At 70.3% G+C, this 24,323-nt stretch carries 19 protein-coding genes; 2 read left to right on the plus strand and 17 right to left on the minus strand.

Features of this window, described 5'->3' with window-relative positions:
- Window positions 1-136 precede the first annotated feature (136 nt).
- The 5 genes from AC08OJ_RS07140 to rplU form a co-directional block, all read right to left on the minus strand.
- Window positions 137-499: a hypothetical protein gene (locus AC08OJ_RS07140; protein ID WP_476592191.1), complete on the minus strand. Its 363-nt coding sequence runs from the start codon at window positions 497-499 to the stop codon at window positions 137-139.
- Between the two features lie 386 nt (window positions 500-885).
- A complete protein-coding gene (gene proB, locus AC08OJ_RS07145; RefSeq protein WP_476592190.1) occupies window positions 886-2,001 on the minus strand; it encodes a glutamate 5-kinase in 1,116 nt (371 codons plus the stop codon).
- Between the two features lie 4 nt (window positions 2,002-2,005).
- Entirely contained in the window at window positions 2,006-3,604 is a 1,599-nt protein-coding gene (gene obgE / locus AC08OJ_RS07150) for a GTPase ObgE (protein WP_476595334.1), read from the minus strand.
- 186 nt (window positions 3,605-3,790) lie between these two features.
- A complete protein-coding gene (rpmA, locus tag AC08OJ_RS07155; protein ID WP_476592188.1) occupies window positions 3,791-4,057 on the minus strand; it encodes a 50S ribosomal protein L27 in 267 nt (88 codons plus the stop codon).
- Window positions 4,058-4,062: 5 nt separating this feature from the next.
- Window positions 4,063-4,380 (minus strand): 50S ribosomal protein L21, encoded by a 318-nt coding sequence (gene rplU, locus AC08OJ_RS07160; protein ID WP_462186089.1) that lies wholly within the window; start codon window positions 4,378-4,380, stop codon window positions 4,063-4,065.
- A gap of 468 nt (window positions 4,381-4,848) precedes the next feature.
- On the opposite strand from rplU, the gene AC08OJ_RS07165 reads away from it, so the two are divergent.
- Window positions 4,849-5,469, plus strand: a complete 621-nt coding sequence (locus AC08OJ_RS07165) for an MFS transporter (protein WP_476592187.1) — start codon at window positions 4,849-4,851, stop codon at window positions 5,467-5,469.
- 31 nt (window positions 5,470-5,500) lie between these two features.
- On the opposite strand, the gene AC08OJ_RS07170 is transcribed toward AC08OJ_RS07165, so the two are convergent.
- The 10 genes from AC08OJ_RS07170 to AC08OJ_RS07215 form a co-directional block, all read right to left on the minus strand.
- Window positions 5,501-8,932 carry an Rne/Rng family ribonuclease gene (locus AC08OJ_RS07170; RefSeq protein ID WP_476595338.1) on the minus strand — a complete coding sequence of 1,144 codons (3,432 nt, stop codon included), beginning with the start codon at window positions 8,930-8,932 and terminating at the stop codon, window positions 5,501-5,503.
- Between the two features lie 437 nt (window positions 8,933-9,369).
- Entirely contained in the window at window positions 9,370-10,119 is a 750-nt protein-coding gene (locus tag AC08OJ_RS07175; protein ID WP_476592186.1) for a TIGR03936 family radical SAM-associated protein, read from the minus strand.
- Window positions 10,103-12,142, minus strand: a complete 2,040-nt coding sequence (locus tag AC08OJ_RS07180) for a TIGR03960 family B12-binding radical SAM protein (RefSeq protein ID WP_476595335.1) — start codon at window positions 12,140-12,142, stop codon at window positions 10,103-10,105. The genes AC08OJ_RS07175 and AC08OJ_RS07180 overlap by 17 nt, the downstream gene beginning before the upstream one ends.
- Window positions 12,143-12,213: 71 nt before the next feature.
- Window positions 12,214-13,449, minus strand: coding sequence for a rod shape-determining protein RodA (gene rodA / locus AC08OJ_RS07185; protein WP_462186092.1), 1,236 nt, complete (start codon window positions 13,447-13,449; stop codon window positions 12,214-12,216).
- Between the two features lie 95 nt (window positions 13,450-13,544).
- The gene (gene mrdA / locus AC08OJ_RS07190) at window positions 13,545-15,746 is read right to left on the minus strand and encodes a penicillin-binding protein 2 (protein WP_476592184.1); all 2,202 of its coding nucleotides are present in this window, start codon (window positions 15,744-15,746) and stop codon (window positions 13,545-13,547) included.
- Complete coding sequence (gene mreD, locus AC08OJ_RS07195; RefSeq protein ID WP_476595339.1) at window positions 15,743-16,285, minus strand: rod shape-determining protein MreD; 543 nt, start codon at window positions 16,283-16,285, stop codon at window positions 15,743-15,745. Before mreD ends, mrdA begins: the two co-directional genes overlap by 4 nt.
- Window positions 16,286-16,290: 5 nt before the next feature.
- Window positions 16,291-17,256: a rod shape-determining protein MreC gene (gene mreC, locus AC08OJ_RS07200; protein WP_476592183.1), complete on the minus strand. Its 966-nt coding sequence runs from the start codon at window positions 17,254-17,256 to the stop codon at window positions 16,291-16,293.
- Window positions 17,257-17,495: 239 nt separating this feature from the next.
- The gene (locus tag AC08OJ_RS07205; protein ID WP_011435655.1) at window positions 17,496-18,527 is read right to left on the minus strand and encodes a rod shape-determining protein; all 1,032 of its coding nucleotides are present in this window, start codon (window positions 18,525-18,527) and stop codon (window positions 17,496-17,498) included.
- A 431-nt stretch (window positions 18,528-18,958) separates the two neighbouring features.
- The gene (gene ndk / locus AC08OJ_RS07210; protein ID WP_476592182.1) at window positions 18,959-19,372 is read right to left on the minus strand and encodes a nucleoside-diphosphate kinase; all 414 of its coding nucleotides are present in this window, start codon (window positions 19,370-19,372) and stop codon (window positions 18,959-18,961) included.
- 173 nt (window positions 19,373-19,545) lie between these two features.
- Window positions 19,546-20,961 carry a glutamate ligase domain-containing protein gene (locus AC08OJ_RS07215; RefSeq protein WP_476592181.1) on the minus strand — a complete coding sequence of 472 codons (1,416 nt, stop codon included), beginning with the start codon at window positions 20,959-20,961 and terminating at the stop codon, window positions 19,546-19,548.
- A gap of 189 nt (window positions 20,962-21,150) precedes the next feature.
- Between AC08OJ_RS07215 and AC08OJ_RS07220 the strand changes: the two genes are divergently transcribed.
- A complete protein-coding gene (locus AC08OJ_RS07220) occupies window positions 21,151-22,470 on the plus strand; it encodes a bifunctional folylpolyglutamate synthase/dihydrofolate synthase (RefSeq protein ID WP_476595336.1) in 1,320 nt (439 codons plus the stop codon).
- Between the two features lie 10 nt (window positions 22,471-22,480).
- Here AC08OJ_RS07220 and clpX read toward each other — a convergent pair whose 3' ends face one another.
- Together clpX and AC08OJ_RS07230 are read right to left on the minus strand one after the other, a co-directional pair.
- Window positions 22,481-23,767, minus strand: coding sequence for an ATP-dependent Clp protease ATP-binding subunit ClpX (gene clpX / locus AC08OJ_RS07225; protein WP_462186098.1), 1,287 nt, complete (start codon window positions 23,765-23,767; stop codon window positions 22,481-22,483).
- A gap of 362 nt (window positions 23,768-24,129) precedes the next feature.
- Window positions 24,130-24,323 (minus strand): ATP-dependent Clp protease proteolytic subunit (locus AC08OJ_RS07230; protein ID WP_476595337.1); only part of this gene is annotated, 194 nt, incomplete at its 5' end.

The following is a 24,323-nucleotide window of genomic DNA, read 5'->3' on the forward strand; positions in this document are numbered from 1 at the left end:
CCGGGAAAACCGCATCCCAGGCCAGGACCCGGGATCGGGAAACGGCCACCACCGGATTCCGGTGGTGGCCGTTTCGGCATTGCCGGACGGACCAGGGATCGGATCATTTCATCGAGTCTTCAACGGAGATGTCCGGCTACGAGAACAGGTTTATGGTGACCGACTCTCCACTGAACGGTCTCTGGAGGGGGAAGGTACGGCCGTAGTTGTCCGAGTTGTCGGAACACTGGACGCTGAAGGTGGCGCTTGTGCCGGCCACCGGAACCTGCTGGAGGCTCAGGCTGTAGAAGCCGCCGGCGCCGACGCCGGACGAGTCGAACTCGCCGGCCGTCGTGCGGACCGCCACGCCCACCGCGGCGCTGGCCGGGCACCTGGCGACGCTGCCGATCAAGACGTTCGAACTGTTCAGATCCGCGCTCGCGGGAAGGGCCGATGCCAGCGTCAGCGCGCCGGCGGCTCCGGCCGAGGCGAGGAGACCCACGGTCTTACGCATTCTCATGACGAAATAACCTCTCTCAACAGATGCGACATCTTGCCCGCCGAGGGAAGGTTACCCGACTCCGGAAACGTTATTTGCCGCCGTCGCCATTTTTTGCGCCGAGACCTTTTCAGTTTTATCGGCGACTTTCCGGGTAGCCGGGGCAGAATGCCGGGAGAGAGCTGTTGATGGGCTCTCTCGAATTCCGGAAAACGAGGCACGATAGTCGCCGGTTTCCACTGGAATATCGCCGTCCAAGCCATCCTCCCCAGCCGATATGTCTAATTATATGGATGGCTATCTGGACGGCCTTGTCCCGGCCGGGAAACGGCTCGTCCCGGGCCGGGAAACGGGCCGGCGCGCCTGGCTGGCACCTCAGCCCGGGCCGGGTGAGATAGCCGGCCGGGTCAGCGGGCCGGCAGCAGCAGCACGAGGTCGTCGCGGTGGACGATCTCACGTTCGTACGACGGTCCGAGTTCCATGGCGAGGTCGGCCGTCGAACGCCCGAGCATCACGGGCAGCTCCGCCGCGTCGAAGGCAACGAGCCCCCGCGCCACGGACCGCCCGTCGGGGTCGACCAGGTCCACCGGGTCCCCGGCGGCGAAGTCCCCCTCCACGCCGGTTATCCCGGCGGGCAGCAACGACGCCCGCCGCCGTACCACCGCGGCCACCGCCCCGGAGTCCAAGTGCAGCCGGCCCTCGGGGGCGGTCGCGTGCGCCAGCCAGAGCAGGCGGGAGGCCCGACGCGGCCCGGTGGAGTGGAAGACGGTGCCGACCTCGTCCCCCCGCAGCACCGGTGCGGCGTTCGCGGCCGAAGTAATGATCGCCGTAACGCCGCCGGAGGCCGCCATCCGGGCTGCCTCGATCTTGGTGGCCATCCCGCCGACCCCGACACCGGCGGTGCCCGTGCCCCGGGCGGTCAGCCCGTCCAGGTCGGTGTCCGAACGCACCTCGCGCACCATGGTCGCCGGGCCCAGCCGGGGGTTGGCGTCGTACAGGCCGTCCACGTCAGACAGGAGCACCAGCAGGTCCGCCGACACGAGATGGGCGACGATCGCGGCGAGCCGGTCGTTGTCGCCGACCCGGATCTCCTGGGTAGCCACCGCGTCGTTCTCGTTGATGATCGGGATGACGTCGAGCTCGAGCAGCCGGTCGAGCGCGGTCCGGGCGTTGCGGTAGTGGGTGCGGCGGATCACGTCGGTCGCCGTCAGCAGCACCTGGCCGACCTGGTGACCGGCCCGTCCGAACGCCGCCGCGTAGCTGTGTACGAGCGAGCTTTGGCCGACGCTCGCCGCCGCCTGCTGGGTGGCGAGGTCACGCGGCCGCCGGGCCAGGCCGAGCGGGGCGAGACCCGCGGCGATGGCCCCGGAGGACACCAGCACCAGTTGTTGTCCGGCCCGGGGCAGCACCGCGGCCACCAGCGCCTCGAGCCGGTCGGCGTCCAGACCGCCGACGGCCGTCGTCAGCGAGGACGAACCGACCTTAACGACGACCCGGCGCGCGTCGGTCACGAACGGACGCACGCCTTCATCCTTCTTCTTCTCCTTGTACCGCCGGTTCTCCTCGTACCGCCGGGTCGACGGCGACGGCGACGACGGCGGCGCGGCGAGCCATCCGTTCGGCCCGGGTCAACCGCACCGAGGCCCGCAACCGGTCGTCGGTCCCGCGCGGCCCGAGGGACACTGGGGAACCCGTGTCCCCACCTCGGCCGGGTGACGGTGCCGCACCGGAGGCCGCGGTGCCGGCCGGCCCGCGACCACCCAGACCGGTCTCGGCGAGCCCGTCGCCATCCGGCTGATCATCGCCGCCCAGCCCGCCGTTACCCAGCCCGCCGCCGCTCAGCGTCGGCTCCCAGTCGAACGTGACCTCGCCGATGGTCACCTCCACTCCCGCGATGGCGCCGAGGCGGGCGAGCTCCTTCTCCACGCCGAGGCGGGCGAGCCGGTCGGCGAGAAAGCCGATCGCCTCGTCGTTGGTGAAGTCGGTCTGCCGCACCCAGCGCTCGGGCTTCGACCCGGTGATCAGGAAACCGTCGCCGAGGGGGCGCACCGTGAAGTCGGGCTCGTTCACCGCGCGGGGACGCAGCACGATGCGGGTCGCCGCCCGGGCCGGCGCGGCCGCCCGGTGCTGGGCGACGATGTCGGCCAGGGCCAGGGACAGCGCGTGCACGCCACGTCGGGTCGCGGTACTCACCGCGAAGACCGCGAGGTCACGGGCTCGCAGCTCGGGGGCGACGAGCTCCGCGAGCTCCGCGGCGTCCGGAATGTCGATCTTGTTGAGGACGACCAGCCGGGGACGGTCAGACAGATCGGCGGAGTAGGCGGCGAGCTCGGCCTCGATGACGTCGAGGTCGGCCATCGGATCACGGCCCGGTTCCAGGGTGGCGCAGTCCAGCACATGCACGATCACCGAGCAGCGTTCGATGTGCCGGAGGAACTCCAAGCCCAGCCCGCGTCCCTCGCTGGCGCCCGGTATCAGGCCGGGGACGTCCGCGACCGTGTAGGGTGGATGATCACCCGCCTGCGCCACACCGAGATTGGGCACCAGCGTGGTGAAGGGATAGTCGGCGATCTTCGGCTTGGCCGCGCTGAGCACCGACACCAGGGAGGACTTGCCGGAGCTGGGAAAACCGACGAGCGCGACGTCGGCCACGGTCTTGAGTTCCAGCACGGCGTCGAGCTGCTCGCCGGGCTCGCCGAGTTCGGCGAACCCGGGGGCCTTGCGGCGGGCCGACGCGAGCGCCGCGTTGCCCCGCCCCCCACGGCCTCCGCGGGCCAGTACGAACGCGCTGCCCGGTCCGACCAGGTCGATGATCTGCTCGCCGTCCTCCGTCAGCACGACGGTCCCGTCCGGCACCGGGAGGACGAGGTCCGCACCGTCCGCTCCGTGCCGGTTCGACCCCTGGCCGGGGCGTCCCCGGGAGGCGCGCTGATGCGGATGGAAGTGGAAGTCGAGCAGGGTGGTCACGCTCGGGTCCACCACGAGGCGGACGTCACCACCCCGGCCGCCGTCACCGCCGTCCGGCCCGCCCAGCGGCTTGAACTTCTCCCGGTGGATGGAGGCACAGCCATGACCGCCGTCCCCGGCCGCCGCGTGCAGCACCACCCGGTCGACGAACGTCGGCATCACCGCCTCCTCTCCACATCCCTCCCCGCGAGTCCCTCCCTGCGAGAGACGCACCAAAGCCGCGCAACCACGCTCGGCAGGGCGGTGGTACGCGCGGCTGCTGGCTCACCGGTGATCGCCGAGATCGCCACCTGACGGCGGCCCAGGCCACGCTGTCGAACCGACAGCGTGGCCTTGACGACCAGATCAGGCGGGTACCGCCGCCTCGGCCACCACATTCACGACCCGACGGCCCCGCCGGTGACCGAACTGCACGTGCCCGGGCGAGAGCGCGAACAGCGTGTCGTCCTTACCGCGCCCGACCAGCTCACCCGGGTGGAAATGGGTCCCACGCTGACGAACGATGATCTCGCCGGCCTTCACGTACTGACCGCCGAAGCGCTTCACGCCCAGCCGCTGCGCGCTCGAATCCCGCCCGTTGCGCGAGGAACTCGCGCCCTTCTTGTGCGCCATCCCGCTCAGGCCTTCCCGGTCTCGATGCCGGTCACCTTGAGACGCGTCAGCTTCTGGCGGTGACCCTGGCGCTTATGGTAGCCGGTCTTGTTCTTGAACTTGTGGATCCGGATCTTCGGACCCTTGACGACGCCGACGACCTCGGCGGTGACCGCGACGGACGCGAGAGCGTCAGCGTCGTGGGTGACCGACTCGCCATCGACGAGCAGGAGCGCCGGAAGGTTCACGGCCGCGCCCGGCTCTCCGGGAAGGAGCTCGACGTCGACGACATCGCCGACGGCGACCCTGTGCTGCTTGCCGCCGCTGGCAACGACCGCGTACACCAGATCTCCCTGCTGTTGTTATGCCTCTGTGACCGCACGGAACCCGGAACGGCGTTCCCCACGGAGCTTTGGGTGCGCATGAGCCGCGATCGACCGGAACGCGGCCGATCGGCGGTCATCCAGCGAGCATTGCCCGATAGCGAGCATCGCTCAGTCCGGATGAGCATGCGGACTCCACCTTACAGGTCATCCGGAGTGGGGCGAAGGACCGCCCGCCGCATACCGCCCATTCCGTCCCGCGCATCCCCCGCATGGCAGTCACGCATCCCGCACGCGACGGGGCCCCGCCGGGCGGATCTCATCGCGGCTCCTCGCCCCGCTCATCCGGGTCATATCCAGGGATGACCCGGACGGGCCATGGTGTAGGCCGCCGAGGAGGGAGAAGCATGGAACGTCCACATGGCGGAGTTCCACGATGGATCGTGAAGCTTCGACGCCGGGAATGAGATCGCGTCGGGGGTGACGAGGATGTACTGGCAGCTGGTGGTCTGGGCCGCAGGAGCCGGTACCGCCGTCGCTCTGGCCGTCGTCTGCCGCCCGGCGGCCACCGCCGCCCGTCGTTATGGCTCGGTTCCCGGCACGGTCCCCGCCGCGACGGGCGCGCTGACCGTGCTGGTCGTCGTCGGTCTCACTCTCACGGCCTTCGCCGGCCTACCGCCCTGGGCAGGCGCCTGTTGGACGCTGGGCACCGCGGCCGCGGCCGGATGGATCGCGCTGCGCCGACGGGGTCCATCCGCTTGGGGGTTGCCCGATTCCAGGACGGCAGGCCGGCCGCCCGGTGATCTCGAGGCGGGAGACGCAGGAGACGCGGCCGACCCCGCCGATGCGGCCTACACGGCCGACGAGCCGGTCCTACGCGGTCGGATGAGCCCGAGCCTCGCCGATCAGGACGATCTGGTGCAGTCGCTGACCATCGCCTCCTATGCCCTGCAGATGGGCGATCCAGGACGGGCCCGTCAGGCAGTCGAGGTAGCCCTGTCCCGTTCCCGGACCACCCTCGATCTGCTGCTGCGGGAGAATGCCGGCCGCGGGCTCGTGCGCCCGGGCCCGGCCGCCGGTCCGAGTCGGGCCGGGCCGACCGCCGCCTGAACGGCCGGTCCGGCTCTCCGCCAGGCCTCGATCAGCTCGGGGGCTCCGCCGAGGGCACGGACTCCAGCGACTCGGCCGGCTTGGACACCGGCCGGGAGGCCCGCCGCCGTCGGCTCCGGGCCGGTTTGCCCGCAGTGGGCAAGGCGTTGTCCGCGGTCGCGAGGCTGTCGGGATCATCGGAGTTGGCGTACACCGGCGGCAGGGCATCCTCGAAGCCGCCCGCGCCGGAGCCACCGCCGACGGGCACCTGCCCGTTCGACCCAGCTGGGGAGCCGGCTGCCACGGGTCCCGGGGCGGCGGCAGCCGCGGCCACGTCCGCCGGCCCTGCCGCACTGTCGGCCGCATGCGCGGGCACCGTATCCGCGGCGGTGACGCCCTCGCCAGCCATCGCACCCTCGCCAGCCGTCACGGCGACGTTCTCCGCGGCGCCAGGCGTCGATGATGCGACGGATCCGCCGGGTTCGCTGGATCCACCAGGTTCGCCGGACCCGGCGGACGCCTCGGATTCGGATACGGACGTGGGCCCGGCCGACGCGGCGGCGGCGATGATCGTGGGGTCATCGACGGCACGCGTGGACACGGCACGCGTGGACGAGGAGCGGGCCCGACGACCGGACCCGGGCCCCTCCGCCGGCGCGGGCGCGGGCACCGCCACCGGAGTCGGCTGACCGGCACCGGACACGATGGTCCCGCTCGGCACGCCGACTGCGGCGTGTGCACCGCTGCCGCCGTCGAGGTGGATGACCACCCCCCGGCCGTTGCAGTGCACGCACGGCTCGCTGTAAGCCTCCAGCAGGCCCTGCCCCACCCGCTTGCGGGTCATCTGGACCAGCCCGAGACTGGTCACCTCGGCGACCTGGTGCCGGGTACGGTCCCGGCCAAGGCACTCGGTGAGCCGGCGCAGGACCAGTTCCCGGTTACTCTCCAGAACCATGTCAATGAAGTCGATGACGATGATGCCACCGATATCCCGCAGCCGCAGCTGACGGACGATCTCCTCGGCGGCCTCCAGGTTGTTCTTGGTGACCGTCTCCTCGAGATTGCCGCCCTTGCCGGTGAACTTGCCCGTGTTGACGTCGATGACCGTCATCGCCTCAGTCCGGTCGATGACGAGCGATCCACCCGAGGGCAGCCAGACCTTGCGGTCGAGGGCCTTGGCGAGCTGCTCGTCTACCCGGTACTCGGCGAAAACGTCACCGGTTCCGGTGTAGCGGCGGATCCGCGGCCGCAGATCGGGAGCCACTGTGTCGATGTACTCCTCGATCGTGGTGGCCTCACCTGAGCCCTGGACGACCAGCTCGGTGAAGTCCTCGTTGAAGATGTCCCGGATCACCCGGACGACCAGGTCCGGCTCGCCGTAGAGCAGCGAGGGCGCCGACGCCTTCTTCGCCTTGCGCTCGATGTCCTCCCACTGGGCGGCGAGCCGCTCGATGTCGCGTTCCAGCTCGGCCTCGCTGGCACCCTCGGCGGCGGTGCGCACGATGACCCCGCCGTCCTCGGGCGTGATTTTCTTCAGGATGCTCTTGAGCCGGGCTCGTTCGGTGTCCGGCAACTTGCGGCTGATCCCGGCGTTCTGCCCGTCCGGGACGAACACCAGGTACCGCCCCGGCAGGCTGATCTGGCTGGTGAGCCGCGCGCCCTTGTGCCCGATCGGATCCTTGGACACCTGGACCAGGACCGACTGGCCGGACTTGAGTACCTGCTCGATCTTGCGGGGCCGACCGTCCAGCCCGGAGGCGTCGTAGTTGACCTCGCCGGCATAGAGGACGGCATTGCGTCCTTTGCCGATGTCGACGAAGGCCGCCTCCATGCTGGCCAGCACGTTCTGCACTCGGCCGAGGTAGATGTTGCCCGCGTAGGACGCCGAGCTCGCCCGGGTCACGAAGTGCTCGACGAGTACCCCGTCCTCCAGCACGGCGATCTGGGTGCGGTCCCCCGCGTGGCGGACGACCATCCGGCGTTCGACTGACTCCCGCCGGGCCAGGAACTCCGCCTCGGTGACGATCGGCGGCCGACGCCGACCGCTGTCGCGACCCTCCCGGCGCCGCTGACGCTTGGCTTCCAGACGGGTGGACCCGCTCAGCCCCCGGACTAGGTCCTCGTCCTTGCGGGTCTCCCGGACGTGGACGACCGTGTTCGGCGGGCCGTCGGCGAGCGCCGGCTCGTCGCCGCCGGCGCGCCGCCGCCGCCGCCGGCGGCGGCGGGCCCCTCCCAGCCGGTCGTCCTCGTCCTCACCGTCACGCTCGGCGTTTTCCTCCGCCGCGCCGGGGGGCGTCTCGGCGCCCTCATCCGACGCGCCGGCCGGCACCGATCCGGTTCCCTGCCCGGCCGCGGACGAGCCGTCCGCACCGTCCGCGTCCTGCGCCACACCCTCGCGACCCGTGTCGTCCGCGGCCGCGACGCCGTCCTCCGGGCCGGACTCCACGCCGTCCTCGTCGCCCCGGGCCCGACCACGACCACGGCGACCACGGCGCCGACGGCGGGTGGAGGCCGAGCCGCCCCCGTCCGGGTCGTCGTCGAATTCGCTGTCCTCCTCGCCGCCCGCGAGGTCGCCCATCGTGTCAAGATCGGTCGTGTCGAGATCGGTCGTGTCGAGATCGGTCGTGTCGAGATCGGTGACCACGTCCGCCTCGTCCCGGGGATGAGCCGGTGCCTCGGCATGCTGCCGCTCGGCGGACGGGAACGCCGTGCCCGCCACGGAGTCCACCGCGGTGGCGGCGGATCCGAGTTCGGCGGCACGCCGCCAGCGAGCCTCCACGACCGCCGGTTCGGGAGCCTGGAAGGTCACCATGGCGACCGGTCGCCGGAGCACGGGACGGATCGCCGGCTCGACGACCAGCTCGTTATGGATCCCGGCCCAGGTCGGAGCGGTCGCCCGCCTGGCCTTTGTCACCGCACTCCGGCTGCTGCCGACCTCGGGCTCGGCAGAGCTCGACTCAGCGGTCGACTCCCGGGCCACCGGCTCGGCGACACCGGGCTCATCGGTCCCGGGCTGCGCGGACTCCGGTTCCGCGGGCCCGGGCGTGTCGGGAGCCGACGCCACGGCGGCGGTCGAACCCGCGGGTACACCGACGGACCCGGTCGCACCGACATCCGGCATCGCCGGACCGAGGGCGGTCGCAGCGGCCGGGTCCGGCACCGCGGCAGCGGGCGTCATCAATCCGGAGATGGCACGACGGGCCCTGGTCCGTTTCGGCTTCGCAGCGACGTCCGGCGATACGACGTCCCGCGACACCTCCTCGGCGAGAGGGGCGACCGCCACCTCGGTCACCTCACGCACCGCGCGGCGGCTGCGTGCCACCCGGGCGCGCCGCGCCGGCACCGGTCCGGTGGCCTCCGCCGTGTCGTGCGGGGCCGGGATGACAGTGACGGATTCGACGGTGGCGGGTTTATCGACCGGAACTGGTTCGCCGACCGGGGTGGTCAAGGGAGCGTCGGCTTCGGCGGTATCCGCCGGTTCCATCCTGGCCCTGGTGGAGCCGCGGGCCGTCCGGGCGCGGGTAGTCGAACCGGCGTCCCGGCGACGGCGCCGGCCCTCGGCCTGCGCCGAGGGCGCGTCGCCGGAGGTCTCGTCTGGAAGGGGCCCGCCCGGGACCTGGGCGACGGCCGGGTCCGGAACCGGATTCCCGGCTGGCGCCACATCGGTCACGCTCGGCCCGGCGGTGACATGCTCATCAACGGGTGGGCCTGCCGCTCGTCCCGCGGCCCTGCGCCTATGCGCTGCCGGTCGGGTGGGCTCAGATTCAGTCTGGATAGTCAGATCGTCGTCGGGCACGGGTTAAGAAGCCTCTCGGGCTCCCGGGCGCGCTGCTCATGCAGTCGCGACCGCGCAGAAGCCGCTGTCTCGGTCCGGCGCGGGTACCGCCGGGAATCCTGCGACGCCCTGCAACACGCTGAGGTTCAACCCACCAGCCGGCCAGCGCCGTTGCGGTCCTGCGCCAGCGGGTCCGCCACAGTGCCGTCCTCACGCAGTCGGCCCTGTTCGAGCCGGGTAGACTCGGGCGGCACCGACGAGCGCAGGCTGGCTACCACGCCTAGGGCGGTCAGCACGTCGTCTGGTCGTACAGCGGGCGTCGTGTGCCGCACGACCATCTCTAGTATCGCACACGTGTCGTTCTCTGCGCGGCAAACGGCGGAGACCACTGCCGCGCGCACATCGAACCGTCGCCGGCCGTCCTTCGTCGCCCGCTCAACTTCGACCATGTCGCGGCGCAACAGCTCCCGCACGGCGGCGGAGACCTCCGGAGCTGAGGCACCCGGCAGCCGTACCGACCACCGCGAGGCGTCGATCCGCTCGGCGAGGCCGCCGCCTTCCGCCCGGCGGCACGCGAGCACGTCCAGCCCCGGCGGAAGAACGGCGTCCAGGCCGACCCGCAGCGCATCCGGATCGACCGAGGCCGCCAGGGCCAGCTCGACGTATTCGGCCTCACTGGCCGCCCCGGTCGGCGCGGCGCCCAGCCACGAGATCCGCGGATGCGGACTGAATCCCGCCGAATAGGCCATCGGGACCCCGGCTCGGCGCAACGCGCGCTCGAACGTGCGCGCCACGTCCCGATGTGAGAGGAATCTCAGCCGGCCCCGCTTCGCGAAACGAAGTCGCACCCGTTCGACCACCGGCGGAGGCGGCGGTCCCTCAGGTCGCCGCGCCACTGCCCACCGGAGCCGGGGCGAGCCGCGACGCGGTCGCGGGATCGGGTTGAACGGCTGGCTGCGGTCGCTCGGCCTGCCCGGACCCGGGGCCCTGGAGGTTCGACACCGCAAGCACGGGGAGCAGTCGACGTCCGGTCGGGCCGATCTGGGTGTCGGTGCCCATCGTCGGGCAGACCCCGCAGTCGTAGCAGGGTGTCCAGCGACAGTCATCGAGCTCATTCCCGCTCAGCGCTTCCTGCCAGTCGGCCCACAGCCAGTCCCGGTCGAGGCCCGCGTCGAGGTGATCCCAGGCCAGCACCTCGCGTTCGTCACGCTCGCGGGTGGTGAACCAGTCCAGCGACACCCCCAGCGGTCCGAGCTCCGCCGCGCACGCGGACTCCCAGCGTTCGAACGAGAAGTACTCGTTCCAGCCGTCGAAGCGGCCACCGTCCCGCCAGACCCGTTCGATCACCGCACCCACCCGGCGGTCACCGCGAGCCAGCAGGCCCTCGATGATGCCTGGCCGACCGTCGTGGTAACGGAAACCGATCGCCCGACCCACCTCACGATCGGCGCGCACGGCATCACGGAGCAGCTTCAGCCGAGCGTCGGTCACCTCGTGCGGCGCCTGCCCCACCCACTGAAACGGGGTGTGCGGCTTGGGCACGAACCCGCCGATCGACACGGTGCAGCGGATGTCGCGCTGCCCGCTAACCCGCCGACCGGCCCGGATGACCTCCCGGGCGAGGTCGGCGATCTCCAGCACGTCTTCGTCGGTCTCGGTCGGCAGGCCGCACATGAAATAGAGCTTCACCTGCCGCCAGCCGTGAGCGTAAGCGGTGCTGACGGTGCGGACCAGGTCCTCGGCACTGACCATCTTGTTAATGACCCGGCGCAGCCGCTCGGAACCGCCCTCAGGGGCGAAGGTCAGCCCGCTACGCCGGCCGTTACGGGAGAACTCGTTCGCGAGTGTGACGTTGAAGGCGTCCACCCGGGTGGACGGCAGGCTCAACGAGACGTTGGTGCCCTCGTACCGGTCGGCGAGACCGGTGGCGATCTCGCCGATCTCGGTGTGGTCCGCGCTCGACAACGACAGCAGGCCGACCTCGGAGAATCCCGTCGCGCGCAGCCCCGCGTCGACCATCGCACCGATGGTGGCGATGTTACGCTCACGCACCGGACGGGTGATCATCCCGGCCTGGCAGAACCGGCAGCCCCGGGTGCAGCCGCGGAAGATCTCCACGCTCATCCGCTCGTGCACCGTCTCGGCGAGCGGGACCAGCGGAGCCTTCGGATACGGCCAGGAGTCGAGATCGGACAGCGTGTGCTTGCTCGGCCGGACCGGCACGTCGTCCCGGTTGCGGGTGACCGACCGAATACGGCCGTCGGGCCGGTAGGAGACGTCGTAGAACGCCGGCACGTACACCAGGCGCCGACGGGCCAGCCAGTGCAACAGCTCGCCCCGGCCACCGGGACTCCCGGCCGCCTTCCAGGCGCGAACCACGTCGGTGATGCCCAGCACGGCCTGCTCGCCGTCGCCGAGCACGACGGCGTCGACGAACGTGGCGATCGGCTCGGGATTGAAGGCGGCATGCCCCCCCGCGATGACCAGCGGATCAGCGTCGGTGCGCTCGGCCGCGTGCAACGAGATCCCGGCAAGATCGAGTACCGTCAGCAGGTTGGTATACCCGAGCTCGGTGGCGAAACTGACGCCCAACAGGTCGAAATCGCCCACCGCGCGGTGGGCGTCCACCGTGAACTGCGGCAGCCCGTGCTCGCGCAGCAACGCTTCCAGGTCCGGCCACACCGAGTAGGTGCGCTCGGCGAGCACATCCGGCTGCTCGTTGAGGATCTCGTACAGAATCTGCAGCCCCTGGTTGGGCAGGCCGATCTCGTAGGCGTCCGGATACATCAGGCACCAGCGGACGGCAGCGGAGTCCCAGGGTTTGACCGTGGAGTTGCCCTCGCCTCCGACGTACTGCACGGGCCTTCGCACCCGCGGGAGCAGCGGCTCCAGGCGAGCGAACAGCGACTGTCCGGACATGCATGCGAGCCTACGGCACGCGCCAGGTCCACCTCGACGCTCGGCCGGGCGGGAAGTGCAGCCGGGCGGGCTCAGGAGGCATACGGGTCCGATCGGGATCGCAGCCGCACGTTCTGCAGGAGCCCGACAGCGATCATGTTTGCGAACATCGACGAACCGCCGTAGGAGAGAAAAGGCAACGGCAGGCCGGTGACCGGCATGATGCCCAGGCACATGCCGATGTTGACGAACGCCTGGAAGGTGAACCAGGAGACGACCCCGGTGGCGACGAGCGTGCCGAAGGAGTCCTGCGAGTCGAAGCCGATTGACAGGGCCCGCCACAGAACCACGCCGAGCAGCACGATGATTCCGCCAGCCCCGAGGTATCCCAGTTCCTCCCCCGCGACACTGAACACGAAGTCTGTCTGCTGCTCGGGGACGAACTGGCCCTGGGTCTGCTGGCCGTGCAGCAGGCCCCGTCCGGAGATTCCGCCGTTGGCGATCGCGATCATCGCCTGGTCGACGTTGTAGCCCGTGCCGGACGATGCCTTGTTCTCGGAGACGAACGAGGTCAGCCGGGCCTCCTGATACGGCTTCAGGAGGTGGAACTGGAGGATCGCGCCGCCAAACAGCACACCGCAGAGGATCAGCCCCAGCACCCATCGGCGCGGCGCGCCGCTGACCGCCAGCATGCCGAGGGTGGTGAAGACCAGAACCATGACGGTACCGAAGTCCGGCTGCAACATGATCAAGCCGGTCGGGACCACGGTGAGCCCGAGCACGAGCAGCACGTCACCGTGGCCGGGGGCGCCGCGCCGGACTCCCGTGTGCCGGTCCTCGTGTTTCTCACCGAAGATCATCGCCACGCCGACCACGAGCGCCACCTTAGCGAACTCGGACGGCTGCAGCTGGAAGCCGGCAGGCAGCACAATCCACGAGTGCGCGCCGTTGATCGTCGAACCGAACGGGAGTACCGCGACGAGCCCGACGAGCGAGCCGAGATAGACGAAGGGCGCGTAGGCCCGCACCGCCCGGTAGTCGATGACGGTCGCAACCGCGCCGAGCACCAGCCCGATGGCCAGGTTCAGCAGGTGCCGATCGAGGAAGGTGTTGGGATCACTGCCCGCCTCGCTGAGCCGCTGGCGGGTCGCCGACCAGACCAGCAGAGCACCGAGAACGGACAACGCGATGACGCAGAGCTGCAGCGGCCAGTCGAGCCGGCGCAGCGGCGAGTGGGGTCCGGAAGCCCTCTCCCGCAGGTGCCCGATCCGCCCCCGGATGGGCACCGGAGACGATCGAAGTGCGGTGGGTCCCGCTTCGTCTACCACTGCGCCTCCCGCCACCACCGTCACGCCGACGCGACATTCACATCCTGGGCTCCCACCTCATCCCGAGGCCCCGCCCTCACGGCACAAGGTGGCCGTCAGGGTGGCGCCCGGCCCATCGCCGTCGCGCCCGCGCCGCTGGTACCGGACAGGGGGCCGGACAGGGGGCCGGACAGGACCGGCGCCGATCCGGCCGGCGATGTCGGCGTCGCGGGGGCGGGCTGCGGTGACGACGCCGCGATCGTCCCGTCCCGGTTGATCTTCGGCGGCTCGGCCGGCGGTTTCCCACCCGGCATCGCCGCCGGCCGGCCGACACCGTAGATCGCCTGGTAGATCTGCTTGGCCACCGGAGCCGCGAACTCCGCGCCGGTCCCGGAGTCCGGGATGGTGACCACGACGGCGAACTGGGGGTCGTTCGCCGGCGCGAAGGAGGCGAACCAGGAGGTGTCCCCCTTGCCCTCGACCTCGGCGGTTCCGGTCTTTGCCGCGATCGGGACGACGTCGCTCGGCCAGTCCGCGAAGACGCCGGTGGCGGTGCCCCCGCCCTCCGTCGTCACCCCCCGCAGGCTGTCCCGGATGTAAGCAAGGTTCTCCGGTGAGACCGGCAGCGTCCCGGCCCGGCGCGGCGCGAAGGTCCTGACGACCTTGCCGTCCGGAGACACGGTGGCCTTGGCGAGGGTGGGCTTGTACAGGGTGCCGCCGTTGGCGATGGCCGCATAGGCGACGGCGAGCTGCAGCGGGCTCAGCGACAGGTACTGGCCCTGGCCGATCGCGAACTGGGCAGCGGCACCGGCGTTGTACAGATAGCCGTCGACGCACGCCTCGGCGGCGTACTTGCGGTACCGCTCGGCCTTGGCCGGGTCGGGTTCCTCCGGGTAGCCGTTCTTGGCCCGCCGGCAGTAGGAGTCCTTGAGCTCCGCCCAGATCGCCTTGGCGCCGGCGCGGTCGACGACGAAGCCCCGCGTTTCGCCGGGCAGGTCCAGCCCGGTGGTCCGGCCCAAGCCCATCGCCTGGGCCATCCTGACAAAGTACTCTTTCGGGGCGGAATAGGGCCCACGGCCGTTGCGCAGCCCGCCGTCCGCGAGCCAGGCGTCGTAGGCGAACTTGTCGAAGATGACGTCACAGGAGATGACCAGCGCCTGGTGCAGGGTGATCGGACCGGCCGACTGGCCGTCGAAGTTGTGGAAGACCTGGTCACCGATCTGCAGGCTGGGCACGCAGTCGTAGAGGTCGTTCCCCTTGGCGCCCAGGTTCTGCAAGGCGACGGCGGCGGAGATGGCCTTGAAGGTGGAGCCGGCCGCCCCCGACCCCTGGTAGGCCCGCGAGAGCAGCGGGATGCCGTTCGCGGGATCGGACAGCGCCCGGTAGTCGTTCTCCGAGACCCCGCCGACGAAGACCGACGGGTCGTAGGACGGCAGGCTCGCCATCGCGACCACCCCGCCGGTGCGCACGTCCAGCACGACCGCGGAAGCGGTGCGCGGGCCGCCCCCGAGCTTGTTGATCGTGTCCGTCAGCGCCTGCTCGACCGCCTGCTGCACGTCGAGGTCAAGGTTGAGCACCAGGTGGTCACCGCTGAGCGGCGCGGTGGTCGACGCGGTACCGGCCACCCGGCCGAACCGGTCCACCTCCAGGCGTTCCACCCCGTCGGTGCCGCGCAGCTCGTCGTCATAGGTGCTCTCCAGGCCGGCAACGCCGATCAGGCTGTTGAGGTGGTAGCCCTTCTCATCCCCCTGCTTGTCGAGCTGGTCCTGACTGACCGGCGCGAGATAGCCCAGCTCGTGCGCGGCCAGCGCGCCATGCGGGTACTCGCGGACGGCCTGCAGGTCGGCGGAGACGCCGGGGAAGCGGTCGGGATGTTCGATGACGGCGAGGGCCTGCTGCGGGCTGACGTCCTTGGCGACCGGTACCGGCTGGTAGGGCGATCCGTTCCAGCAGGGCGGCTTCACCTGGGCGCTACAGAACCGGATCCGCCGGGCGAGCTCGTCCACGGGGGTGCCGATCACCGCGGCGAGGCGGGCGAGGACGGCCCGGCCCTGGTCGGCCTGCCGATCCGTGGTCGACCGGTTCACCGAGATGACCAGCGACGTACGGTTGCGGACGAGGGCCTGCCCCTTATCGTCAAGGATCATCCCCCGGGTCGCGGGCGTCACCACCTCGCGGACCCGGTTGGTCTCGGCGACCCGGCGGTACCGGTCACCGTCCAGGATCTGGAGTACCCACAGCCGCGCGCCGAGTGTGATGAGCAGGGAAACGACCAGCACGCGCAGCAGCAGGACGCGGACCCGCACCCGGTCGTTCATCGCGACTCCCGCCGCCGACCGCCGGCCAGCCGCCGGGAGCCCGCGAGCAGCAACGGGAACAGGAACGGGGTGAGCAGGAGGGCGTAGACGCCGGCCGCCAACGCCCGCAGCACAGCCTGACCTCCCGTCAACGCCGCCTCACCGAGGATCGAGGTGGTGGCGGCGTACCCGAGAGTGCCCAGCACACTCGCCCCACCGATCGCCGCCAGGGGAACCACCACCGACCGCTCCGCCGCATCCATCGCCAGTCCGACAGCGTAACCGATCAGACACAAAACGAGAGCAGTCTGACCGAGAACATGAGTGGAGGACAGATCGGCCAGCAATCCCGCCACGAAGCCGGCGACCGCGCCGAGCAGCGGCCCCTCGATCAGCGCGATCGCCGCCAACAGGACGAGCATGAGGTCGAGCCGGCCGCCGGGCAGGCCCAACCGGGCAATCACGGAGACCTGGAGGATCAGGGCGACGGTCAGGAGCACGACCGCGGCCACGACGGCGCGCCCGCGCAGGGTCTCCTCAGGGCCGGCGGTGCCCCACATCACGCTCAACCCGCTCCGCCCCGGACACCGGATGCCGCCCCGGCCGGTGATCCCCCCACCGGCGACCCGGCAGTGGGGGACGGCGGGGCCGGCGGGACAAGCGCAGCCGGCTCGGTCGGCACCGGCCTGGGCTTCAGTACCCGGTCGCCGGGGTCAGCCGGTGGCTTGCCAACCACCACTCCGACCAGGTCCAGAGTGCCGACCGACGCGTACGGTCTGACCTCGGCGGTCCGCGACAGACCATCGACGTCGGTGACCTTGGTGACTGCACCGATCGGGACGCCGGCGACGTAGTCGAGGCTGCCAAAGGTGACCAGCCGATCGCCCTTCTGCACCCGGTACGAGGCGTCGTACAGCGTGAAGGTCAACGTGCTTGGTCCCTGCCCACCGACCACGGCACCGAGCAGCTGGGTGCGTTCGAGCCGGGCTCCGATGTGACTGCCCGGGTCGCAGGCCAGCCGGACGATTGCGGTGTGCTCGGTCACGCCGGACACCGTGCCGACCAGCCCGTCGGCATTGAGCACGGTCTTGTCGACCACGATGCCGTCGGCCCTGCCGGCGTTGATGGTGACGGTCCAGTCCGTCCCCGTCACGTCACCGACCGCAATCACCTTTGCCGGCACGACGGTGTACTGGCCCTTATCTGCCAGCAAACGAAGATCTGCGAGTTCGGTTGACATCCGGCCGATCTCGGTGTCGTCGGCGATCTGGCGGCGCAGGCGGGCGTTCTCCTCCGCGAGTCGGTCCGCCCGGTCGTGATAGCGGTTCGGGTGTGTCAGGGAGGAGACGGTCCGGCCGATCGGGCGGGTGACCGTCGTAACGCCGTTCTCGACCCCCCCGAAGATCGAGTGCAGGACCCCGCGTGCTCCGGTGGCCGATCTCCCGGTCCGGTAGTCCAGGGTGATCAGGGTGAAGGCGACGATGAGCAGGGCGACGATCACCAGGCGGGATCGCCTCGTGCCACGGCCCACAACACCCTCCGAACACACTCTTGCGCGATCCGGTGCCACGCGGCGACGGCCACGCGGCACCAGGCGCCGCTCCGGCTATTCCAATGGGAAAGGATCGGTCCAATGGGAAGGGATCGGCAAGGGCCCTGCGCAACCGCCTAGAATTCGTAATGAAGTAATTAATGCAAGCCAATATGCGTCTTCGCAGGTCACGGGCTCGCGAGGACCCCGAAGTGAACAAGTTATTTTATTCCGAATCCCTAGCGCCGCGGCTCGGAGATCAGTACCTGCTGTAGGGCCTCGAACTCCTCCACGCACTTGCCCGACCCCATTGCAACCGAATGCAGCGGATTCTCCGCGATGTGGATCGGCATGCCGGTCTCCTGCCGCAGCCGCTCGTCGAGACCGCGCAGCAGCGCCCCGCCGCCGGTGAGGACGATGCCGCGGTCCATGATGTCGCCGGAGAGCTCCGGCGGGCAGCGGTCGAGGGTCACCTTCACCGCGTCGATGACCGCGTTGACTGGATCCTCGATCGCCTTGCGGATCTCCTCCGCCGTCACCACGATCGTCTTCGGCAGTCCAGTGATCAGGTCGCGCCCACGGATCTCGGCGCTGGGCTCGTCGGGAACCTTGTGCGCCGACCCAATCGCCATCTTAATCTCCTCGGCGGTGCGTTCGCCGAGCATCAGCGAGTACTCCTTCTTGACGTAGGAGATGATCGCGACGTCGAGTTCGTCCCCGGCGGTGCGGATCGACTGGCTGGTGACGATGCCGCCCAGTGAGATCACGGCGACCTCGGTGGTGCCCCCACCGATATCCACGACCATGTTGCCGGTCGGCTCGTGCACCGGCAGACCAGCGCCGATCGCCGCGGCCATCGGCTCCTCAATGATGTAGACCTTTCGGGCGCCGGCCTGGTAGCCGGCGTCCTTCACGGCCCGCTGTTCCACTCCCGTGATGCCGGAGGGCACACACACGACCAGCCTGGGCTTGGCGAAATGGCGCCGCCGGTGCACCTTCTGGATGAAGTAGCGCAGCATCCGCTCGGTCGTCTCGAAGTCGGCGATGACGCCGTCCTTCAGCGGCCGCACGGCCACCACGTTGCCGGGCGTCCGGCCGATCATCCGCTTGGCGTCGGTTCCGACGGCGAGAATGCCCGAGGTGGTGGTGTTGATCGCGACCACGCTCGGTTCGTTGAGGACGATCCCGCGGCCGCGCACGTACACCAGCGTGTTGGCGGTACCGAGGTCGACGGCCATGTCACGACCGAGGAACGACAGCGAACTGGACATCGTCGGGTACCGACCTTCCCGGGGGATGCGGTCCTGGCCGCCTCCGGCGTGACCGACAGGCACGGCCTACCGAGGAGCCGGAGAAGCGCGTGGAACACGTACAGAGTTCGTAGATCGAACAGGACGACCCAGGCGCCCACCGGGGATTCGACCACGGCCACCGACCACGACCCTGTCGGTTACCGCGACCCACCGGACACGCTCCGGGCAAGTACTTGAAGGGTAGACCGACACCGGGCCCCTCGCCGCCCCGGTCGGTGATGGGCCGGTTTCGTGTCACCCTTGGGCCGGAACCGCCTTGCGCACACCCACGAATCACGAGGGCGACACGCCTACGGTCCCGGCCAGGCCCTGAGAGGCCACCCGGAATCCGACCGGCGGCGTCTCGGGACGTCTCGGGAACGCCCCGGTCGGTGTGAACGGCTACGCGGTCAGCTCAGGCCCGGGAAGAAGAGGTCGATCTCCCGCTTGGCGGACTCCGGCGAGTCCGAGCCGTGCACGAGGTTCTGGCCGATCTCCAGCGCGTAGTCCCCACGCAGCGAGCCGGGCGCGGCCTTGACCGGATCGGTCGCGCCGATCAGCCCACGCGACGCCTCCACCGCACGCGGCCCCTCGGCCACGAGGGCCACCAGCGGCCCGGAGGTGATGAAGTCGACCAGTTCACCGAAGAACGGCTTGCTGGCGTGCTCGCCATAGTGCGTCTCGGCGACGGACCGCTCCAGCGTGCGCAGTTCGAGCGCCACCAGCGTGAGCCCCTTACGCTCGAGCCGGCCGACGACCTCACCGACGAGGCCACGGCTGACGCCATCGGGCTTGACCAGGATGAGGGTGCGCTCGACGAACACGGTACTCCTTCTCGATCATCGACTTCGTCGTCCTTGACGAGGGACCCAAGGATCCCCCGTCAACTTACAGGGTGCCCACGCCCGCACCGTGACGGAACCGCGGCGTCCCGGAAACACCCCGCAACCGCATCAGGAACGCGTCGGGAACATGTCGGGAAACCCAGGAGGACGTGTCACGGGCGCAGCAACGCCCGGGCCCGACCCACGACAGATGCCGAACCAGTGATCACCACGCCGGCGCCCCCCAGATTGGCGTCCTCCTCGGCGATGCGCACCCCGGCGTCGATCGCGTCGTCCAACCGGGGTACGACCTCCACCCGGTCGGCGCCGAAGACACCCACGGCGACCGCGGCGAGACCGTCGACCGGCAGCGATCCGGGCCCGGCACCGGCGGTGACCACCACCGTGTTCAGGACCGGCTCCAGGACGGCCAGGAGCTCCGCCGCATCCCGCCCGCCAGCACCGTCCCGAGCGGCGGCACCGTCCCGAGCGGCGGCACCCTCGACCTCGCGCTCGATGGCGATGACCCCGACGAGGACGTCGAAGGTGAACGCCTCGTCGAGCGCCGCGGCCAGCGCGCCCGCCGCCACGGGCGAGTCGGCCACGTCAAGAATGATCGTCGGGGACCGGCGGACGACCTCCAGCCGGCCCCGGGGGGAGTCCACCTCGGCGAAACCGGCGCGGACCGCATCGACGTCGAGCTGGTTGCGCCCGCCGCCGAGGAACGCCTCGACCGCGGCCAGCGCGACCGCTGCGTTGTGGGCCTGATGCGCGCCGTGCAGCGGCAGGAAGATCTCCTCGTAGGTGCCGCCCAGTCCCTTCAGTGTGATCATCTGCCCCCCGACAGCCACCTGCCGGCCGAGTACGCCGAACTCCAGCCCCTCCCGGGCGACCGTCGCCCCGGTCTCGGCGGCGCGCCGCAGCAGCGCCTGCGCGGCGGGCAGGACCTGCTGGGCCAGCACGACCAGGGTGTCGGCGCGGATGACCCCCGCCGTCCGCGCGGTGATCCGGTCCAGGCCCGCCGCCGGCTCCCGCTCGCCCACCGCCACGGGGGTGACGACCGACACCGGCGCGTCGAGCAGTGCGCTCAGCTCGCCGGCGTCGTCCCAGCCGGACTCAATCACGGCGAGGTCGGCGGGAGCGTCGGCGAAGGCGGCGAAGACCACGGCGGCAAGCAGCTCGAAGGCGCTCAGCCGGCCGTCGTCCTCGATCAGCGGCAGGTACGGCGCGATATCGGCGTAGGCGCGGCCGAGGACGTCGGGATCGATCGTGGCGCCGGCCAGCCCCACCCGCTGCTCGGCCCCAAGCCAGCCCGGCGAACTCAACGATCCCGCGCGGATGCCGAACGAGTGCAGCAGCGCGGTAATCGCCGACATCGTGGAGCTCTTCCCCACCGAGCCGGTCACCACGATGCTCGGAAGGGCCCGCTGCGGCTGGCCGAGCAGATCCAGCAGACGGTTCAGCCGGTCGAAGCCCGGCCGGGCGCGGACCTCGCGGCGCCGGGAGCACTCGGCCGCGAACGCGCGTGGGCCCTCCCGCTCATGATCAGGATCATGGGTGGTTCCGGTGGTCCCGGCGGCGCCTGTCACATCCCCGATGGTACGGCCCGATGGTCCGGGTCCACCGGGTTCACTCCCGCCCACGCAAGTGCCCGCGCAGGTGCCCGCGCTCCCCCCCGCAGAGGACGCGTCCGGCGCACCTGCCCGCAGACTCCCGCGGACTACTGTCGACCCCAGGTCGAAGGAGGGCGAAACCAGCCTGTGAAGTGGAACCAGCCTGTGAAGTGGACGTACGAGTCGGCGTGGGCCGCCCTGAACAACACGGTGGATCTCGAGAAGCAGACGATGCCGGCGGGTCGGCCGGTGCCGAGCCTCGACCGGATGCGGGAGCTGGCGGGCCGGCTCGGGGATCCGCACCGGGCGGTTCCGCTGATCCATCTGACCGGCACGAACGGCAAGACCTCGACGGCGCGGATCATCTCGGCGCTGCTGGGCGCGGCGGGGCTGCGGGTGGGGCTGTACACCAGTCCGCATCTGGAGCGGGTGAACGAGCGCCTGGTCGTCGACGGCCAACCGATCGGCGACGAGGAATTCGGACGCTGCGTGGGCACCGTCCTGGACGCGGCCGCCCCGATGAGCGGACGGCCCACCTTCTTCGAGCTGCTGACGGCCACCGCCTTCCGATGGTTCGCCGACCTGGCCGTCGACGTCGCCGTGGTCGAGGTGGGCCTGCTCGGCCGCTGGGACGCCACGAACATCGCCGACGGGCGGGTCGCGGTCGTCACCAGCATCGGCGCGGATCATCTGGACTACGCCGGGAGTATGGCGGGCGTGGCCCGCGAGAAGGCCGGGATCGTCAAGCCCGGCAGTCACCTGGTGCTCGGTGAGGTGGACCCCCGCTTCTACGACATCTTCGCCCGGACCCCGGCCACGGATATCCTGCGGCTGGGCCAGGACTTCGCCGCGGTCGCCGGCCAGCCGGACGCGGCGGGTCGACGGGGCGGTTTCCGCACCCCGCAGGCGCGCTACGACGACGTGCGGCTGTCCCTGCACGGTGCCTATCAGGATGCCAACGCGGCGTGCGCCCTGGCCGCCGTGGAGACCTTCGCCGGTCATCCCCTCCCCGACGCCGTGGTCCGGACCGGTCTCGGGGGCGTTCGGGCGCCGGGACGCCTGGAAATCGTACGCGCACAGCCGCTGTGCGTGCTTGACGGGGCGCACAACCCGGCAGCGGGCGCGGCGCTCGCCCGGTCCCTGGGTGAGGAGTTCCCCGGGCGGGAGTGGACCGTCGTCTACGGGGCGCTGCGCGGTCACGACTACGAAGGGACTCTCGCGGAACTGCGCCACCAACCGATCAGCTCGCTGATCGCCTGCGAACCGGCGTCACCGCGGGCCATCCACGCCGAGCGCCTGGTCTCCGCGGCGCGGGCGCGGGGGATGCCGGCCCACGCCGCCTCCGACGTCGGCTGCGCCGTCCGCCACGCCCTGCGGGACGCGGCGGGGCCGGGTGGGGCGATCCTGGTGACCGGGTCTTTCTACCATCTGGCTGAGGCCCGCCGGACCCTGACCGCGCTGGACCCGACGCACGGGATGCACTGAGTGGGCGCCGTCAGGCCGACTTCTCCTGGCGGGGAGGCCGCTTGGACACGACGTCGCGCGGGACCAGCGTCGGATTGACGTGCTCCAGCACGACCTCGCGGGTGACGACGACCCGGGCCACGTCCTTGCGGCTCGGGATGTCGTACATCACCGAGAGCAGGACCTCTTCCATGATCGCTCGCAGCCCGCGGGCACCGGTCCCACGCAGGATCGCCTGGTCCGCGATGGCCTCGAGCGCGTCCGAGGTGAAGTCGAGGTCGACGCTGTCCAGCTCGAACAGTCGCTTGTACTGGCGGACGAGGGCGTTCTTCGGCTCGGTGAGGATGCGGATCAGCGCCTCCCGATCCAGGTTGGACACGCTGGTGATCACCGGGAGCCGGCCGATGAACTCCGGAATCATGCCGTACTTCAGCAGGTCCTCGGGCATGATGTCGCCGAAGACGTCGGATCCGTCCGGGTCGTCCTTGCCGTGCAGTACGGCGCGGAACCCCAGCGACTTCTTGCCGATCCTCGACTCGATGATCCGGTCGAGCCCGGCGAACGCCCCGCCCACGATGAACAGCACGTTCGTCGTGTCGATCTGGATGAACTCCTGATGCGGGTGCTTGCGCCCGCCCTGTGGCGGCACACTGGCCGTGGTGCCTTCGAGGATCTTCAACAGGGCCTGTTGCACGCCCTCACCGGACACGTCCCGCGTGATGCTCGGGTTCTCCGACTTCCGGGCGATCTTGTCGACCTCGTCGATGTAGATAATCCCGGTCTCGGCCTTTTTGACGTCATAGTCGGCGGCCTGAATGAGTTTGAGCAGAATGTTCTCGACGTCTTCCCCGACGTAGCCCGCCTCGGTCAGCGCGGTGGCATCGGCGATGGCAAACGGGACGTTGAGCATTCGCGCGAGAGTCTGGGCGAGCAGCGTCTTGCCGCAGCCCGTCGGCCCGAGCAGCAGGATGTTGCTCTTCGCGAGCTCGACCTCGCCCTTGCTCCCGTCACCGCTGGATCCGCCCGCCTGGACCCGCTTGTAGTGGTTGTAGACCGCGACGGAGAGGGTCTTCTTCGCCGTCTCCTGCCCCACCACGTAACTGTCGAGGAACTCGTAGATCTCGCGTGGCTTGGGCAGTTCGTCCCACTTGAGCTCGGAGGATTCGGACAGCTCCTCCTCGATGATCTCGTTACAGAGATCGATGCACTCGTCGCAGATATAGACGCCAGGGCCGGCGATGAGCTTCTTCACCTGCTTCTGCGACTTACCGCAGAACGAGCACTTGAGCAGGTCACCGCCATCACCGATGCGTGCCACCGAGGACTCAGTCCCTTCGTCCAGACGATGGTGTCGCCTGCATGTCAGGGGCGGTTGACACCGCCCAGTCGTCGCGTGTCTGCCTGCAACCATCCCCGTGGGGACGGTACCCCGCCGAGCCGTCCGGTGAGAGCCCAATCGCTCGGCTCATACCGGTCAGCCTACGGTCACCTTGGCCGTCCTCGCCCGTCCACGCAGTCCCATTAGGCCATCGCGTCACGGACGAGAACTGCTGACCGGGTTTCACCGCGTCGGCGCGTCGGGTGTGGTAGCGGCCGACGGCCGACGACCGCGTGCCGGCCTCGCGAGACGTCACGCCTCGCGAGGCTCCGACCGCGGGGTCGGACCGCCGGCCCGGCACCTCAGCGAGCGGTGGCGAGCCGGGAGGACTTCCGGGTCTTGATGACCTCGTCGATCAGGCCGTACTCCTTGGCCTCGTCGGCACTGAAGATCTTGTCACGCTCGATGTCCTTGCGGATGTCCTCTTCCTTCTTGCCGGTGTGGACGGCGAGCATCCGCTCCAGCAGGGACCGCATCCGCAGGATCTCCCGCGCCT

The organism is Frankia sp. CgKIO3, assembly GCF_977946435.1.

Excerpts from the sequence above, each read along its gene's own strand:
- AC08OJ_RS07140 (WP_476592191.1), bottom strand. The coding sequence starts at position 499 with ATGAGAATGCGTAAGACCGTGGGTCTCCTCGCCTCGGCCGGAGCCGCC.
- obgE (WP_476595334.1), bottom strand. The coding sequence starts at position 3,604 with ATGCCGACGTTCGTCGACCGGGTGGTGCTGCACGCGGCGGCCGGGGAC.
- rpmA (WP_476592188.1), bottom strand. The coding sequence starts at position 4,057 with ATGGCGCACAAGAAGGGCGCGAGTTCCTCGCGCAACGGGCGGGATTCG.
- AC08OJ_RS07165 (WP_476592187.1), top strand. The coding sequence starts at position 4,849 with ATGTACTGGCAGCTGGTGGTCTGGGCCGCAGGAGCCGGTACCGCCGTC.
- AC08OJ_RS07170 (WP_476595338.1), bottom strand. The coding sequence starts at position 8,932 with ATGGAACCGGCGGATACCGCCGAAGCCGACGCTCCCTTGACCACCCCG.
- AC08OJ_RS07180 (WP_476595335.1), bottom strand. The coding sequence starts at position 12,142 with ATGTCCGGACAGTCGCTGTTCGCTCGCCTGGAGCCGCTGCTCCCGCGG.
- mrdA (WP_476592184.1), bottom strand. The coding sequence starts at position 15,746 with ATGAACGACCGGGTGCGGGTCCGCGTCCTGCTGCTGCGCGTGCTGGTC.
- mreD (WP_476595339.1), bottom strand. The coding sequence starts at position 16,285 with ATGTGGGGCACCGCCGGCCCTGAGGAGACCCTGCGCGGGCGCGCCGTC.
- AC08OJ_RS07205 (WP_011435655.1), bottom strand. The coding sequence starts at position 18,527 with ATGTCCAGTTCGCTGTCGTTCCTCGGTCGTGACATGGCCGTCGACCTC.